The sequence below is a fragment of the Actinomadura madurae genome, from assembly GCF_900115095.1.
Taxonomy (GTDB): domain Bacteria; phylum Actinomycetota; class Actinomycetes; order Streptosporangiales; family Streptosporangiaceae; genus Spirillospora; species Spirillospora madurae.
Window position 1 is genome coordinate 341,890 of the sequence record NZ_FOVH01000006.1, and the last position, 15,098, is coordinate 356,987.

The 15,098-nt window shown below is 75.3% G+C and carries 12 protein-coding genes; 7 read left to right on the forward strand and 5 right to left on the reverse strand.

Translation table 11 applies throughout. The features are described 5' to 3' along the window. The first annotated feature begins 22 nt into the window (after positions 1-22). From BM339_RS19810 to BM339_RS19820, 3 genes are all read left to right on the forward strand, one after another. Positions 23-910 carry a glycosyltransferase family 2 protein gene (locus BM339_RS19810; RefSeq protein ID WP_075021786.1) on the forward strand — a complete coding sequence of 296 codons (888 nt, stop codon included), beginning with the start codon at positions 23-25 and terminating at the stop codon, positions 908-910. Between the two features lie 10 nt (positions 911-920). Next, positions 921-1,763 (forward strand): glycosyltransferase family 2 protein, encoded by an 843-nt coding sequence (locus tag BM339_RS19815; RefSeq protein ID WP_075021787.1) that lies wholly within the window; start codon positions 921-923, stop codon positions 1,761-1,763. 65 nt (positions 1,764-1,828) lie between these two features. After that, positions 1,829-2,434 carry a flavodoxin family protein gene (locus tag BM339_RS19820; protein ID WP_075021788.1) on the forward strand — a complete coding sequence of 202 codons (606 nt, stop codon included), beginning with the start codon at positions 1,829-1,831 and terminating at the stop codon, positions 2,432-2,434. 22 nt (positions 2,435-2,456) lie between these two features. Here BM339_RS19820 and BM339_RS19825 read toward each other — a convergent pair whose 3' ends face one another. Further along, positions 2,457-3,890, reverse strand: a complete 1,434-nt coding sequence (locus tag BM339_RS19825; protein WP_083597761.1) for an MFS transporter — start codon at positions 3,888-3,890, stop codon at positions 2,457-2,459. Positions 3,891-3,992: 102 nt separating this feature from the next. Between BM339_RS19825 and BM339_RS19830 the strand changes: the two genes are divergently transcribed. Then, complete coding sequence (locus tag BM339_RS19830; RefSeq protein ID WP_111831567.1) at positions 3,993-4,898, forward strand: helix-turn-helix transcriptional regulator; 906 nt, start codon at positions 3,993-3,995, stop codon at positions 4,896-4,898. Between the two features lie 51 nt (positions 4,899-4,949). On the opposite strand, the gene BM339_RS19835 is transcribed toward BM339_RS19830, so the two are convergent. Next, positions 4,950-5,219 carry a DUF6343 family protein gene (locus BM339_RS19835; protein WP_218163697.1) on the reverse strand — a complete coding sequence of 90 codons (270 nt, stop codon included), beginning with the start codon at positions 5,217-5,219 and terminating at the stop codon, positions 4,950-4,952. A gap of 25 nt (positions 5,220-5,244) precedes the next feature. After that, positions 5,245-6,270, reverse strand: coding sequence for an L-glyceraldehyde 3-phosphate reductase (gene mgrA / locus BM339_RS19840; RefSeq protein WP_075021852.1), 1,026 nt, complete (start codon positions 6,268-6,270; stop codon positions 5,245-5,247). 99 nt (positions 6,271-6,369) lie between these two features. Here mgrA and BM339_RS19845 point away from each other — a divergent pair, with 99 nt between their 5' ends. The 3 genes from BM339_RS19845 to BM339_RS19855 all read left to right on the forward strand — a co-directional run bounded on the left by BM339_RS19845 (position 6,370) and on the right by BM339_RS19855 (position 12,834). After that, positions 6,370-9,684: a hypothetical protein gene (locus BM339_RS19845; protein WP_075021789.1), complete on the forward strand. Its 3,315-nt coding sequence runs from the start codon at positions 6,370-6,372 to the stop codon at positions 9,682-9,684. Between the two features lie 108 nt (positions 9,685-9,792). Beyond that, complete coding sequence (gene paaZ / locus BM339_RS19850; RefSeq protein WP_143118504.1) at positions 9,793-11,832, forward strand: phenylacetic acid degradation bifunctional protein PaaZ; 2,040 nt, start codon at positions 9,793-9,795, stop codon at positions 11,830-11,832. 75 nt (positions 11,833-11,907) lie between these two features. Next, positions 11,908-12,834: a LysR family transcriptional regulator gene (locus tag BM339_RS19855; protein ID WP_021596806.1), complete on the forward strand. Its 927-nt coding sequence runs from the start codon at positions 11,908-11,910 to the stop codon at positions 12,832-12,834. Here the strand turns inward: BM339_RS19855 and BM339_RS19860 are convergent. Together BM339_RS19860 and BM339_RS19865 are read right to left on the reverse strand one after the other, a co-directional pair. After that, positions 12,812-13,954: a Glu/Leu/Phe/Val family dehydrogenase gene (locus BM339_RS19860; RefSeq protein ID WP_021596805.1), complete on the reverse strand. Its 1,143-nt coding sequence runs from the start codon at positions 13,952-13,954 to the stop codon at positions 12,812-12,814. The genes BM339_RS19855 and BM339_RS19860 overlap by 23 nt on opposite strands. After that, on the reverse strand, positions 13,947-15,092 hold the full coding sequence (locus BM339_RS19865; RefSeq protein WP_075021791.1) for an NAD(P)/FAD-dependent oxidoreductase: 1,146 nt from the start codon (positions 15,090-15,092) through the stop codon (positions 13,947-13,949). Before BM339_RS19865 ends, BM339_RS19860 begins: the two co-directional genes overlap by 8 nt. Positions 15,093-15,098: the final 6 nt, after the last annotated feature.

Here is a 15,098-nt window from a genome sequence, read left to right on the forward strand (position 1 = left end):
TTCGGCGGGTACTCGCGGATCCATGCGCTTCACCATCGTTGTGATCACCCGGGACCGCCGCCGGTCCCTGCGCGCCGTCCTCTCCCGCGCGCGGGAGATCGGGGAGCGGGCGCCGGTCGTCGTGGTGGACAACGCCTCGCGGGACGGGACCGCCGGGGCCGTCGCCGCGGAGTTCCCGGAGGCGACGCTGGTCCGGTCGCCGCGCAACCTCGGCGCCGTCGCCCGCAACCTCGCCGCCGACCACGTCCGCACCCCGTACATGGCGTTCTGGGACGACGACACCTGGTGGGAACCGGAGGCGCCCTCCCGCGCCGCCCGCCTGCTGGACGCGCACCCGCGGCTCGCCGTGGTCACCGGGCGGATCCTGGTGGAGCCCGGCGGGCGCGAGGACCCGATCGTGCCCGAGCTGCGGCACTCGCCCGTCCCCGGGCCGCCGTGGCTGCCGGGCCCCGCGCTCGGGTCGTTCCTCGCCGGCGCGTCCATGGTCAGGACGGACGCGTTCCGCGCGGCTGGCGGGTTCTCGGCCCGGCTATGGCTGGGCGGAGAGGAGGAACTGCTCAGCGCGGACCTGATGGCGCTCGGATGGCACCTGTGCTTCGCCGAGGACGTCGTCGTCCACCACGAGCCGTCCCGGCTCCGCGAACCCCATCTCCGGCGCCGCCACGGCATCCGCAACACGCTCTGGTTCACCTGGCTGCGCCGCCCGCTGCCCACCGCCGCGCGCCGCACGGTCGGCCTGCTGCGCACCCTGCCGCGCGACCGCGTCACGGCCGCGGCCCTCGCCGAGGCCGCCGCCGGGTTCGCCTGGGTGGCCCGCGAGCGCAGGACGCTGCCGCGCGACGTCGAGGCCCGGCTCCGCAGCCTGGAGACGTCCCAGCGAGAATCCACCGCCCGCCGCTACGTCAGCTAGGAGACCGGCCGTGCCCGACGCGAATGACGCCGATGTGACCGTCGTGGTCGCGACCCGCGACCGCGCCGGGGAGCTGCGCCGCAGCCTCCGCCGCCACACGGCCCCGGTGATCGTGGCCGACAACGCCTCCACCGACGGCACCCCGGCCGTGGCCGAGGCGGCCGGGGCCACCGTCCTCCGGCTGCCGCGCAACCGGGGCGCCGCCGCCCGCAACGCGGGGGCCCAGCGCGCCTCCACCCGCTACGTCGCGTTCGCCGACGACGACTCCTGGTGGGCGCCCGGCGCACTGGAGCGGGCCGTGGAGATCCTCGACGCCCATCCCCGGACGGCGCTGCTCGCCGCGCGGGTGCTCGTCGGCGAGGAGGAGCGGCCGGAGCCGGTGTCCGAGGAGATGGCCCGCGCGCCCCTCGGCCGCCCGGACGGGCTCCCCGGACCGGCCGTCCTGGGCTTCCTCGCCTGCTCCGTCGTCGTCCGCCGGGACGCCTTCCTCGACGCCGGCGGCTTCTCCGACGTCCTGCACTTCGGCGGCGAGGAGGAGCTGCTCGCGCTCGACCTGGCCGCCGCCGGGTGGGGGCTCGCCTACGTCCCGGAGCTGGTCGTCCACCACCATCCGTCCGCGCTGGGCCGCGACCCGGCCGCCCGCCGGCGGCGGCAGGCCCGCAACCGGCTGCTGACCGCGTGGCTGCGGCGCCCGCTCCCGGTGGTCGCGCGCACCGCCGCGTCCGCCCTCGGCAGCCGGGACGGCCGCGCCGCCCTGGCCGGCGCGGCGCGGGCGCTGCCCGCCCTCGCCGGCGCCCGCCGCCCCGTCCCGCCGGCGGTGGAGGCCGCCCGCGCCCGGCTGAGCGGGTACTGACGTTTGCCGCGGCCGCCCCGGGTATCCGCCGTGGACAGGCTCGCCGGAACCGGAGGGAGGCGCCGATGCGCGCCGTAGTGATCAACTGCACCCTGAAACGCTCGCCCGAGACGTCCAACACCGAGGCCCTCGCCGCGGTGGTGGAGCAGGCGCTGCGGGACCGGGGCGTCGAGGTGGAGGGCATCCGGGCCGTGGACCTCGACATCCCGCCGGGCGTGGAGACCGACCTCGGCGACGGCGATCCCTGGCCCGCCGTGCACCGGTCGCTGCTGGAGTCGGAGATCCTCATCCTCGCGTCGCCGACGTGGGCGGGCCAGCCCTCCTCGATCGCCCAGCGCGTCATCGAGCGCATGGACGCGATGCTGTCGGAGACCGACGACGCCGGCCGCCCCGTCACCTTCGACCGGGTCGCGGGCGTGATCGTCACGGGCAACGAGGACGGCGCGCACCACGTGATCAACAACCTGAGCGGCGCGCTGAACGAGTTCGGCTACACGATCCCGGGCCAGGCGTGGACGTACTGGAACCGCGGCCCGGGCCCCGGCCCGAGCTACCTGGAGAGCGAGGAGGGCAGGGACTGGTCGCACAGCACCGGGCGGGCGATGGCCTCCAACCTGGTGGCGGTCGCCAGGGCGCTGGCCGAGAACCCGATCCCCGCCCCGCCCTCCTGACGGTCACACCCCCTCCTGACGGTCACGCCGCCGTCCGCCCGCGGGCGAGGGGAAGGGCGCACACCGCGCCCACCAGCGTCGCGCCCGCGAGCGCCCAGCCGGTGCCGTACTCGGCGTGCCCCGTCGAGCCGCCCGACTCCGCCAGGCCGAGGAACAGCGTCCCGGCGGTGGCGATGCCGATCACCTGGGCCAGCTGTATCAGCGTGAGCAGCAGGCCGCTGGCGTCCGCGGCGTCCTCGGGGGCGACGTGCCGCAGGGCCGTCGTCATGATGACGGGCATCACGCCGAGCCCGGCACCGATGACCACGGTGAGCGCCTCGTAGGGCACGCCGCCGCCGGAGAGGGGGCCGATCCACACGTAGCCCGCCGCCGCTACGGCGAAGCCGGCCGGGACGGCCCGGCCGTGCCAGCGCGCGGGCAGCCGCTGCCAGTTCAGCCCGACCAGCGCGAACGCCGTCACGCACGGGACGAACGCCAGCCCCGACTCCAGCGGCGACAGCGCCAGGTCGCCCTGCAGGTGCAGGGTCGTGGTGAACAGGAACGAACTCCAGCTGCCCGGTGCGAACACGACAGCGACGCAGGCCGGGACCAGCAGCGGGGCGCGCAGGACCCGCGGCGATATCAGCGGCCGCCCGCCGGAGGCCGCGACGCGGCGCTCCACGACGGTGAAGGCGGCCAGGAACGCGGCGCTCCCGGCCAGCGAGGCCCAGCCCCACAGCGGCCACCCCAGCTCGTGACCCATGATCAGCGGGGTGACGAACAGCAGCACCGCCGGAGCGAGGGTGAGCAGGCCCGGGACGTCCGGCCTGGTGCGCGGCGCCCCGGCGGGGGGCGCGGTCTCGTCGCGGGGCAGGACGCGCGGCCCCGCGAGCAGCAGCGCGACGCCGATCGGGACGTTGACGAGGAAGACCGTCCGCCAGCCGGTGCCGAACAGGTCCGCGCTGACCAGCAGCCCCCCGGCGACCTGCCCGACGACGGAGCCGCAGGCGATCACCGCCGAGTAGAGGCCGAGCGCCCGCGCCCGGGCGGCCCCGGTGAAACCCCGCTGGATCATCGACATCACCTGCGGCGTCAGCAGCGCGGCGCCGGCGCCCTGCAGGAACCGGAACACCACCAGCGCACCGGTGGACGGCGCCAGCCCGCACGCCAGCGACGCCGCCGCGAACACAGCGAGGCCGAGATGGAACATCCGGCGGTGGCCGGCGATGTCGCCGAGCCGCGCCCCCGTGATCAGCAGCACGGCGTAGGAGATGATGTAGCCGGCCACGACGAGCTGCAGCCCCGAGCCGGAGGCGTGCAGGTCCGCGCGCATCGTCGGGAGCGCGACGTTGACGATGTTCACGTCGAGGATGGCCATGAACTGGCCGAGCAGGATCACGGCGAGCGCGAGCCGGCCGGACCCGTCCCGCGGCCTCCGGCCGGGAACAACTCCCCGCAGGTCGGTTGTCTGTGTCATGTGTACGAGCGTGCGGGCGGACCGGTACCGGTAACGAGAGCCTGCCGATACTGGTACTGACAGCACCTGGATGACAGGGCCGTCCAAAGGGAGGCTGGGGGAGTGAACACGACGACCCTCGACGGCACGACCACCGCACGGCGCCCCCGCGGCGGGGCCGGACCGCGCCGCCGCACCGAGCTCGCCGCGTTCCTGCGCAGCAGGCGCGAGCGGATCACCCCCGAGGACGTGGGGATGCCGCCGGGCCCGCGGCGCCGCACGCCCGGCCTGCGCCGCGAGGAGGTGGCGCAGCTCGCCGGGGTCGGCGTCACCTGGTACACGTGGCTGGAGCAGGGCCGTCCGATCAACGCCAGCACGCAGGTGCTCGACGCGGTGGCCCGCACCCTGCGGCTGGACGGCGCCGAGCGCGAGCACCTGTACCGGCTGGCCGACGTCCCCGACGCTGCGGTCGACGAGGGCGCGCCGACCCTGCCCATGGACATGCAGGCGATCCTGGACGGGCTCCTGCCGATGCCCGCGACGGTGTCCAACGGCCGCTGCGACGTCCTCGCCTGGAACTCCGCTTACGCGGCGATGGTCCCGCACGTGGCGACGGCCGGGCCGTGCGAGCGCAACTCGATGTGGATGGCGTTCACGCTCCCGCCGTGCTGCAACCCCGTCGTGAACCTCGAGGAGACGGCGCCCGGCCTCGTCGCGGTCTTCCGGCACCGCTACAGCAGGCATCTGGACGAGCCGGGCTGGAAGGAGCTGGTCCGCCGGCTGCAGGCGGTGAGCCCCGAGTTCGCGCGGCTGTGGGCGTCCCAGGACGTCGCGCTGCCCGGCGGGGCCGTCAAGGTCTTCCGGCACCGGGCGGTGGGGGAGATCCGCACGCGCACCACGAGCATGGACATCACCGCGTCCCCGGGGGCGCGGCTCGTCGTCTACACCCCGACCGACGACGAGAGCCGCGACCGGATCGGCTGGCTGCTCGCCAACCCCGAGGCCGCCGCACCTGAGCACCGCCACTGAGCAGCGACATTGAGCAGCGACACTGAGCCCCGCCGCCGGCGGCGGGGCGGGTCAGTGCCGGGCGCGCCGGGCGATCACGACGAGGTCGATCGCGGCGATCACGGCGACCGCGGCGCAGATGCCCGCCGCCGCCCACGTGCCGTCGTCCTGCGCGCCGACGGCGAACACCATCGCGGCGGCGACCGCGGCCACCAGCGCCACCGCGGACAGGACCGCCCGCAGCCGCAGCGGGCTGCGGGCGTGCAGCGGCTCGTCGCCCCGCGGCCCGCCGTCGCGCGGTCCGTCGTCGCGGTGCTCCATGTGCTGGTCGTGCCCCGTCACGCCGGGTCGATGCACGCCGGAGCGGTCATCCGGCGCTGGAGGCCGCCCAGATGTTGATGCCCGCCTCGACCGCGTCCCGGTCGATCGCGGCGAGCTCGTCCGCGGTGAAGTCGAGCCGGTCGAGGGCCGCGAGGTTCTCCTCCAGCTGCGCGACGCTGCTCGCGCCGATCAGCGCGGAGGTGACCCGCCCGTCCCGCAGCGACCAGGACAGCGCCATCTGGGCGAGCGACTGCCCGCGCCCCTTGGCGATCTCGTTCAGCGTCCGGACGTGCCGCAGGTTCTCCTCGGTGAGCAGGCTGGACGAGAACGAGGTGCCCTTGCTGGCCCGGGACCCCTCCGGGATGCCGTCGAGATACCTGTCGGACAGCATCCCCTGCGCCAGCGGCGAGAACGCGATGCAGCCGACCCCCTCCCGCTCGAGCGTGTCGAGCAGCCCGCCCTCGATCCAGCGGTTGAGCATCGAGTAGGACGGCTGGTGGATCAGCAGCGGCGTGCCCATGTCGCGCAGGATCGCGGCGGCCTCCGCGGTGCGCTCGGGCGAATAGGACGAGATGCCCGCGTACAGCGCCTTCCCGGACCGGACGGCCCGGTCCAGCGCGCCCATCGTCTCCTCCAGGGGCGTCTCCGGGTCGAACCGGTGGCTGTAGAAGATGTCGACGTAGTCGACGCCCATGCGGCTCAGCGACTGGTCGAGGCTGGAGAGCAGGTACTTGCGCGACCCCCACTCGCCGTACGGGCCGGGCCACATGTCGTACCCGGCCTTCGTCGAGATGATGATCTCGTCCCGGTACGGGGCGAGATCCTCCCGCAGGATCCGGCCGAAGTTCATCTCCGCGGATCCGTACGGCGGGCCGTAGTTGTTGGCCAGGTCGAAGTGCGTGACGCCGAGGTCGAACGCGCGGCGCAGGATGGCCCGCTGGACGTCCAGGGGCCGGTCGTCGCCGAAGTTGTGCCACAGGCCGAGCGAGATGGCCGGCAGCAGCAGCCCGCTGCGCCCGCACCGCCGGTAGGGAGTCCGCTCGTATCTGTCCGTGTTCGCCACATAGGTCATGGTCACGAGTATTTCAGCAACGGGCGCTTGCCGGACGCGGCCCGCGTCCGTCATGATCGACCCCATGATCTCCAGGAAGGGCGGTCTCCGCCCGGGCCGTTGAGCCCCGCCGAGCCGGTCCTGGAACCGGCCCTCGAATCCCTGCCCTGCCCGCTTCGCACGCGGGAGCTGGCCCTTCGCGCCCGGCGCCTCGCCGGGACGCCCGAACTCCGCGACCTCCTCGCCGCCCTGTCCGCGGGCGGCCGCCACGAGCGCCGCACGGCCCTGCACATGGCCATGGCGGCGCGCGATCTCCCGTACGTCGAGGGCGTCCTCGCCGGGCCCGACATGGCGCTGAGGCGCGCGGCGCTGCGGGCCGTCCGCACGCTGCCCGTCTCCGACGGCGCCGCCGCGGCGGTGCTGGACGACGCGCCGGCCGACCTGCGCCGCGCGTTCTACCGGACGCTCCGCCACTCCCACCGCGCGGCGCTCGCCGACCGGCTCCTACCGGGCGTCCGCGCCCGCTGGGGCGACCGGGAGGCCGCGGCGCTGCTGCCCGCGTGCACCGGCGGGACGGTCGCGCGGCTCCTCCCCGAGCTGGAGCACGCGGTCACCGCCTGGCGGGCCCTCGCCGACCGCCACCCCGGCCCGTTCCTGGCCCGTGCCCGCGACCGGGTCCCGGAGTGGTCGTTCTGGCGCCGGTGCAAGGCGGGACTCCAGGCGCTGGGCCGCCAGGACCCGGCCGGACTGCTGGAGCTGCTGGAAAGCAACCCGTCCCCGTGGGCCGTGCGGCAGCTCCCGCAGGCGCTCGTCACGTCCCTGTTCCGGGTGGACGTGGTCCGGACCGCCCGGGTGGTGCGCCGCACCGGGCGCCGGGGCCGCCTTCCGCGCGCGTACTTCGAGAACGTCGGCGGCCTCCCGCCGGAGGATCTCGGCGAGTTCCTCTTGGGCGACCCGCACCGGTTGCGGGATCTGCTCCAGCACGTACCGCCGCGCCGCAGGGCCGAGGTGTACGACGCCGCGAAGGAACGCCACGCCGATCAGTACAGAGGGCTGAGAGCCCTCCCTCTGCTGGCCCTCCTGCCGCCGGAGCGGGCGGCCGGTGAGGCGCTCCGGATGCTCGAATGGCACGGCTCGGTGTGGCACTCCGCGCGGTCGAGGCTGGACGATCCGGAGATCCCGCTGAAGCTCACGGCCCACCTCCCCTACGCGGAGGCGGTGGGACCCGTCCGGGAGGCGGCGTTCGAGGGAGACCCGAGGCGGCGCGGTCTCGCGCGCGGCCTGCTCGTCGATCTGACCGTCCGCACCGGTGACCCCGCCCTCCTGCACGACCTCGTCGCCGAGCTGGTGCGGCGGACGCGGAACGAGCGCGACCCGAACCGCGAGCACCTGCTCGCGGCCCTGGCCTCCGTGCCGGCCGGGCTCCTGGACGACCCGCTCGCCGGGCCCTTCGCCGACCTCGCCGCCGCCGTCGTCGACGCGCGCGACTCCTCGCCGTCGGCCCGGCGGGAGCTGCGCGGCCTCGCGGACCGGGTCCTGGCCCACGCCGGGTCGCCCGCGCTCACCCGCTGGGCGCTCGACGTCTACGTGCGGCTCGTCGCCAGGTACGGGGCGGAGGCGCTCGACGGCCACCGCCTCGACCGCGTGCTGCCGCGCGGGCGGGAGCGTGACCTGGCCGACGTGCTGCGTCCCCACCTGCGGGGCCATGCGGCGGCGGTGGCGCTGGCGGGAGCGCTCGGCCGGCGGGCGTTCGCGCTGCCGGACGTCCAGGACGGCCTGCGCGCCGCGGTCCTGGACGCGCCCGGAGACGTCGCCCGCCGGGCCGCCGCCCTGTGGCTGGCCGATCCCGCCCGCCGCGAGCGACGGGCCGTCGAGCTGCTCGCGGCCGACGCGTCCGCCGTCGTCCTCCCCGCCGTCTGGCGAGCCGTCGCCCGCCACCGCACCGACCTGCTCATGCCCGTCCTCGACGGCGACCGCACGGGACGGTTCGAGACGGCGGAATGGGCGCCGCGGGTCGAAAGGCAGGACGCGGGCCGCTGGACACCGGCCCAGGTCGAGCGGGTGCGCGCGGCGCTCGCCTCGGCCGCGGGGGACGAGCGGCTCCCGGCCGGCGTCAGGGCCGAGGCGGTGGCGTCCCTCGGCCTGCTGCCGGGCGGCCTCCCGGCTCTCGTCGCCCTGGCCGACCGGAGGGACGACACCGTCCTCGCCGAGGCCGCCCTGGCGGCGATGGCGGCCGCCGACCGGCCCGCCGACGCCCTGCCGGTGCTCGTGCGGCACGCCAGGGGAGACCGCTCGCCGGTGGCGACCGCCGCCCTGGGACAGTGCTGCGCCTCGGTCCGGCCCTCGCTCCTCGGGCCGGTCGTCGCCGAGGCGCTGACCGGCCCGGTCGGCAAGGTGACCGCGCGCAAGCAGGCCGCCCGGCTCCTGGAGAGGCTGCGGCCGCCGGGCGCCGCGGACGCCCTGCTCCAGGCCTGGAACGACCCCGGCCTGCACCGGGACGTGCGGATCGCCGTCGCGACCGCCCTGCGCCACATGCCCGAGGATCCGCGTGCGCTGGCCGCGCTCGGCGACGCCGCAGGCCCGTACGCGTCGGAGCCGATGCTGCGCGCGCTCTTCCAGGCCGCGCCCTCGGAGTACGCGCCCGCGCATCGGCCCGCCTTCGCCGCCCTGGTCCGGCGCCTCGGCACAGCGGCGGACGGCCCCGGCGTGCGGTTCCGGGCGTCGAAGGCGTTCGCCGTGTGGGCCCAGTGGTACGCCGGCGGCTTCGACACGGTCTTCACCGCCGTCGCCGATCCCGCCGACCCGGCCGGAGACGCGGAGCTCTCCGTCCTGAACGCCCTGGTGAGAGCGGGTTCGGTGGGCGAGGAGGCCCTGGACGTGCTCGGCTCCCTCCTCGCCGCCGGGACGGACGGCCGGGCACGGTCGCGGGCGGAGTCCATCGCGCAGACGATCAGCAATCTGCCGGCCGGGCACCGGCACGCGCTGCTGGCCCGGCGCCTGGTGCGGATGCTCGCGGAGCATCCGCTGTACATCGCCCAGGCCGTCGACGCCGCGCTGGATTCCGCCCGGCTCGCGGGGGACGGGGCCGGCGCCGAGCGGATCGCGGACGTGCTCGTCGCCGTGGCGGACCTCCTCCGCGACCGTCCGGCCCTGACCGCGAGGATCGCCGACCGGCGCCTGTTCTACGCGCTCGGCGGCCACGGCGTCCGCAGGGAGGGCGGGACCGCGCGGCTGCTGCCCGCGGCCCGGCTCCTCGCCGGACGCGACGATGTCGCGTCGCACCTGCTCGCCGTCGCCCTCGTCCGGCAGGCGGGCCCGGCCGCCGAGTGGCCGGACGGATGGCGGGACCTCCTGGACGGCCTGCGCCGCTCCGCCCACGTGGAGGTCCGCCAGGACGCCTGGGACGTCGCGCCGCCCCCGGCGGCGCGCGGCTGAGGGCAACGAGTACACAAAGCGCCCCCGGCCCGGCTGTCATCTCTGCGATGCGTGAACGAGGCCGGGAGGTGGCAAGAATGGTCTGGAGATATGGACGAGGAGGTCCCAGTGGTTGTGCTGCGCAGTTATGTGTCGGGTTCATGGCGTGCACCGGAGGACGAGGGGGCGCCGCTGCATGACGCCGTCACCGGGGAGGAGGTCGCCCGCGTCTCCTCGGCGGGGATCGACATGGGCGCCGCCCTGGAGTACGGGCGGTCGGCCGGCGGCCCGGTGCTGAGAGAGCTGACGTTCCACCAGCGCGCGGCCCTGCTGAAGGCCCTCGCCTCCCACCTGAGAGAGCACCGCGAGGAGCTGTACGCCCTGTCGGCCAGGACGGGCGCCACGCTGAACGATTCGAAGTTCGACGTGGACGGCGGCATCGGCGTCCTGTTCGCCTACGCGAGCAAGGGCAAGCGCGAGCTGCCGAACGACAGGGTTCTGGTCGAGGGGGACGTCGAGCCGCTCGGCAAGGGCGGCACGTTCGTGGCGCAGCACCTGTGCGCGCCGTCCCACGGCGTCGCGGTGCAGATCAACGCCTTCAACTTCCCGGTGTGGGGGCCGCTGGAGAAGCTCGCCCCCGCCTTCCTCGCCGGGGTGCCGAGCCTGATCAAGCCGGCGAGCCAGACCGCCTACCTGACGGCCCGGTTGGTCGAGCTGATCGTCGAGTCCGGGATCCTGCCCGAGGGCTCGGTGCAGATGGTGTGCGGCGACCCGCGGGACCTGCTCGACCACCTCACCGAGCAGGACATCGTCGGGTTCACCGGGTCGGCGTCCACGGCGCGGCTGCTGCGCACCCACCCGGTGATCGTGGCGAACGCGGTCCGGTTCAACGCCGAGGCCGACTCGCTCAACTGCTCCGTCCTCGGGCCGGACGCCGCGCCCGGCACGAAGGAGTTCGACCTGTACGTCCGGCAGCTCGTCACGGAGATGACCGTGAAGGCGGGCCAGAAGTGCACGGCGATCCGGCGCGCGCTCGTCCCGTCCGAGCTGATCGGCGACGTCACCGAGGCGGTCCGCGAGCGGCTGGGGAAGGTCACGGTCGGGAACCCGGCCGACCCGGACGTGCGGATGGGCGCCCTCGCCACCCTCGACCAGCGCGACGAGGTGCGGCGCTCCCTCAAGTCCCTCATGGACGCCGGGCGCGTCGTGTACGGCGACCCCGAGCGCGTCGAGGTCGTGGGCGCGGACGCCGAGCGCGGCGCCTTCATGTCCCCGATCCTGCTGCGCGCCGACGGTCCCGGCCGCGCCGAGCCGCACGAGGTCGAGGCGTTCGGGCCGGTCAGCACGCTGCTGCCGTACGACGGCGCCGAGCAGGCGGTCGAGCTGGCGGTGCGGGGCCGCGGCAGCCTCGCCGGGTCGATCGTGACCGGCGACGCCGAGTTCGCCCGCCGGGTCGTCCTCGGCACCGCGCCCTGGCACGGCCGGCTGCTGGTGCTGAACACCGAGGACGCCAAGGAGTCGACCGGGCACGGGTCGCCGCTGCCCCCGCTCGTGCACGGCGGCCCCGGCCGCGCCGGCGGCGGCGAGGAGATGGGCGGGATCCGCGGGGTCGTGCACCACATGCGGCGCACCGCCGTCCAGGCGGGCCCGGCGATGCTCACCTCGATCACCGGGCGCTGGGTCCCCGGCACCGACCGGACCGTCACCGACGAGCACCCTTTCCGCAAGCACCTGGAGGACCTGCGCGTCGGCGACACCGCCGTCGGCGGGCCCCGCACGGTCACGCTCGGCGACGTGGAGCACTTCGCCGAGTTCACCGGCGACACCTTCTACGCCCACATGGACGAGGAGGCCGCGAAGGCCAACCCGTTCTTCGGCGGGCGCGTCGCGCACGGCTACCTCGTCGTGTCGTTCGCGGCCGGGCTGTTCGTGGAGCCCGCCCCCGGGCCCGTCCTCGCCAACTACGGGCTGGAGAACCTGCGGTTCCTCACGCCGGTCAAGCCGGGCGATGAGCTGACCGTCACGCTGACCGCCAAGCAGATCTCGCCGCGCGAGGGCGCCGACTACGGCGAGGTCCGCTGGGACACCGACGTCACGAACCAGGAAGGGGCGTCCGTCGCCAAGTACGACGTGCTGACGCTGGTGGCGAAACGGCCGCGGCACGGGTGAGTATTGAGCGAGAGGGAGGACGTCCGCGGGGGAGACGGTCACGTTCAGAGATGAACGGGGTGCGCATCTATTCTCATGATCAGTCCCCTGCACATCCAGACGGTGCGCGAGGTCGTCCGCACCGGGTCGTTCGCGGACGCCGCCCGCAACCTCGGGTACACCGCGTCCGCCGTCTCGCAGCAGATCGCCGCCCTGGAGCGCGCCTGCGGCCTGGTGCTCTTCGAGCGCCGGGCCCGCAGCGTGCGGCCGACCAGCGCCGCGTTCCTGATGGTCAGCAAGGGCAACGACGTGCTGTCGGCCCTCGACACGCTGGAGCGCGAGCTGCGCACGGTCGCCAGCGGCGAGCGCGGCGCGCTCCAGCTCGGCAGTTTCCCGACCGCCAGCGCCCGCATCCTGCCGCGGGTGCTGGCGGAGCTGTCCCGGGTCCGGCCCGGCATCGAGATCACGCTGTCGGAGGGCGAGCCGGACGAGCTGCTGCCCGAGCTGCTCGACGGCGACCTCGACCTCCAGCTCGTCTACCGGTACGACCTGTTCCCGCGCACCTGGCCCGACCAGATCGTGGAGACGCCGGTGATGGACGAGAACCTGGTGCTGTGCGTCCCGCGGGAGCATCCGCTCGCCGGGGGCCGCACCGTCCGGCTGCGGGACCTGCGGACGGAGACGTGGATCGCGAGCCGCCCGGAGAGCTCCGGCGCGCAGGCGCTGCTGCGGCTGTGCAGCACCGCCGGGTTCACCCCCAACATCGCGTTCCGCAGCAACGACTACGCCGTGGTGTGCGGGCTCGTCGCCTGCGGTCTCGGGATCGCGCTCGTCCCGGCGCTCGGCTGCGTCCCGTCGCCGGGCCTGAAGATGCTCAGGCTCAGCCGCCGCAGCCCGCAGCGGCACGTCACCGTGCTGCGCCGCACCACCAACACCAACCCGCTCGTCAAGGACGCCATGCGCGGCCTCACCGAGGTCGCCCGCAGCGTCGAGGCGGAGATCAGCGGCGCCACCGGCCCTTGAGCTCCATCGCGGCGCGGACGCGCTCCTGCGCCAGCGCGACCGCCGCCCGGTGCGTGGTCGTGCGCTGCGCGCGGGCGGCGTCGAGCACCGTCACGGTGTTCTCCCGCATCTTCGCCGAGACCGCCGTGAACACCGCGTCCGGATCGGGGCGGAACGCCGAGTGGCGGGCGTCCATCGCGAAGCCCGCCGCGACGACGCCGCCCGCGTTGGCGACGAAGTCCGGGACGACCGTCACGCCCCGCTCGGCGAGGACCCGCTGCGCCTCCGGGCCGGTCGGCAGGTTCGCGCCCTCCACGACGATTCTCGCCTGGACGTCCGCGGCCACGCGCTCGTCGACGACGTCCTGCAGCGCGGCGGGCACGAGGACGTCCGCCGGGACGGTCAGTTCCGCGCCCACGTCCAGGAGCCGGCCGCCGTACTCCTGCACGGCGGCGTCGCCCGCCTCGGCGCGCAGGCCGAGCAGCTTGCCGACGTCCAGGCCGTCCGGGTCGTACAGGGCCCCGTGGACGGTCGAGACCGCCACCACCGCCGCGCCCAGCTCGTCCAGCCGCCGCGCCGCCGCGTGCCCGACCGCCCCGAACCCCTGCACCACCACCCGCGCGCCCCGCAGGGACGTGCCGGCGTGCCGGGCGGCGGCGTCGGCGGCCTCCGCGACGCCGAAGCCGGTCACGCCCAGCTCGTCGTAGGGCATCCCGCCGAGCGCGTGCGGGGTGCCGACCGCCGCGCCGCGGTCGTCCAGCTCGTCCTGGACGATCGCCGCGTCCCGCTCCGACAGCCCCATGTCGAGGCCCGCCACGTACCGGCGCGGGATCTCCTGCGCCAGCGCCCGGACGAACGACCGCAGGATCGCCTCCCGGTCCGTCGACGCCGGGTCCGCCGCGATCCCGGCCTTCGCGCCGCCGAAGAACAGGTCGACGCCGGCCCACTTGTAGGTCATGACGCGGGCGAGCCGCGCCACCTCGGCGACGGTCACCGTCGGGCTCATCCGCATGCCGCCCTTGCCCATGCCGCGGGCGGTGTTGTCGATGACGAGGACGCCCCGCATCCCGGTCCGGGTGTCGGAGACGCACACGACCCGCTCGGGGCCCCACTCGTCCATCAGCGTGAGCACGTCAGACACGGTTGATCTCCGGGCGGAGGAGGTCGCCGGCGAAGCGCGCGGCGTGCAGGGGCGCGATGTCGGTGAACGGCTCCCGGCCGAGGTACAGGTCGCGGACGACCTCGCCGACGGCCGGGCCCTGGAGGAAGCCGTGACCGGAGAAGCCCGTCGCGTACAGGAACCGGGACACCGTCTCCTCCTCGCCGATGAGCGCGTTGTGGTCGGGCGTGACCTCGTACAGGCCCGCCCAGCCGCCGGTCAGCCCCACGTCGAGGAGCCGCGGCGCGCGGGCGCCGATCGCCTCGGTGAGCCGGGGGAGCCAAGCGTCCGAGCGGTTCAGCAGGAACCCGGGCCGCTCGTCCGGGTCGGACATGCCGAGCATCAGCCCCTCGCCCTCGGCGTGGAAGTAGAACGACGTGGTGAAGTCGATGGTCATCGGCACCGGGCGGGGCAGGCCGGGCATCGGCTCGGTGAAGACGATCTGGCGGCGCAGCGGCTCCACCGGCAGCTCGACGCCCGCCATCCGGCCGACCGCCGCCGACCAGGCCCCGGCCGCGCAGATCACGGCGGGCGTCTCGACGCGGCCCCGGGACGTCCGGACGGCCCGCACCTCGCCGCCGTCGGTCTCGATCCCGGTGACCTCGCAGTGCGTGCGGATCGCCGCGCCGTGCCGCCGCGCGCCGGCCGCGTACCCGAGGACCACCGACTCGGGCGTGCAGTGTCCGTCGTCGGGGGAGAACGCGGCGGCCAGCAGCCCGTCCGCGCTGATCATGGGGGAGAGCCGCCGCGCCTCTGCGGCCGGGATCATCCGGCTGGGGACGCCGAGCGCGTTCTGCAGGGCCACGCTCCGCTCGAACGACGCGACGTCCTCCGGCCGCGACAGCAGGAAGAGGTAGCCGACCCGGTGCAGGTCGATCTCCTGCCCGGGGCGGTCGCGGAACCGGCCGAACGCCTCCAGGCTGCGGGCGCCGAGCCGGATGTTGACCTCGTCGGAGAACTGGGCGCGGACGCCGCCCGCCGCCTTGCACGTCGAGCCCGACCCCAGCGCGTCCCGCTCAAGGAGGACCACGTCCCGCACGCCCGCCTCGGCGAGGTGGAAGGCGATGCTCGTCCCCATCACGCCGCCGCCGATGACGACGACCTCGGCCGTGCTCTCCACATGCCC

What these genes read in the sequence shown, in the direction of transcription:
- BM339_RS19810 (WP_075021786.1), top strand. Translation starts at nt 23, where the DNA reads ATGCGCTTCACCATCGTTGTGATCACCCGGGACCGCCGCCGGTCCCTG.
- BM339_RS19820 (WP_075021788.1), top strand. Translation starts at nt 1,829, where the DNA reads ATGCGCGCCGTAGTGATCAACTGCACCCTGAAACGCTCGCCCGAGACG.
- BM339_RS19825 (WP_083597761.1), bottom strand. Translation starts at nt 3,890, where the DNA reads ATGACACAGACAACCGACCTGCGGGGAGTTGTTCCCGGCCGGAGGCCG.
- mgrA (WP_075021852.1), bottom strand. Translation starts at nt 6,270, where the DNA reads ATGACCTATGTGGCGAACACGGACAGATACGAGCGGACTCCCTACCGG.
- BM339_RS19855 (WP_021596806.1), top strand. Translation starts at nt 11,908, where the DNA reads ATGATCAGTCCCCTGCACATCCAGACGGTGCGCGAGGTCGTCCGCACC.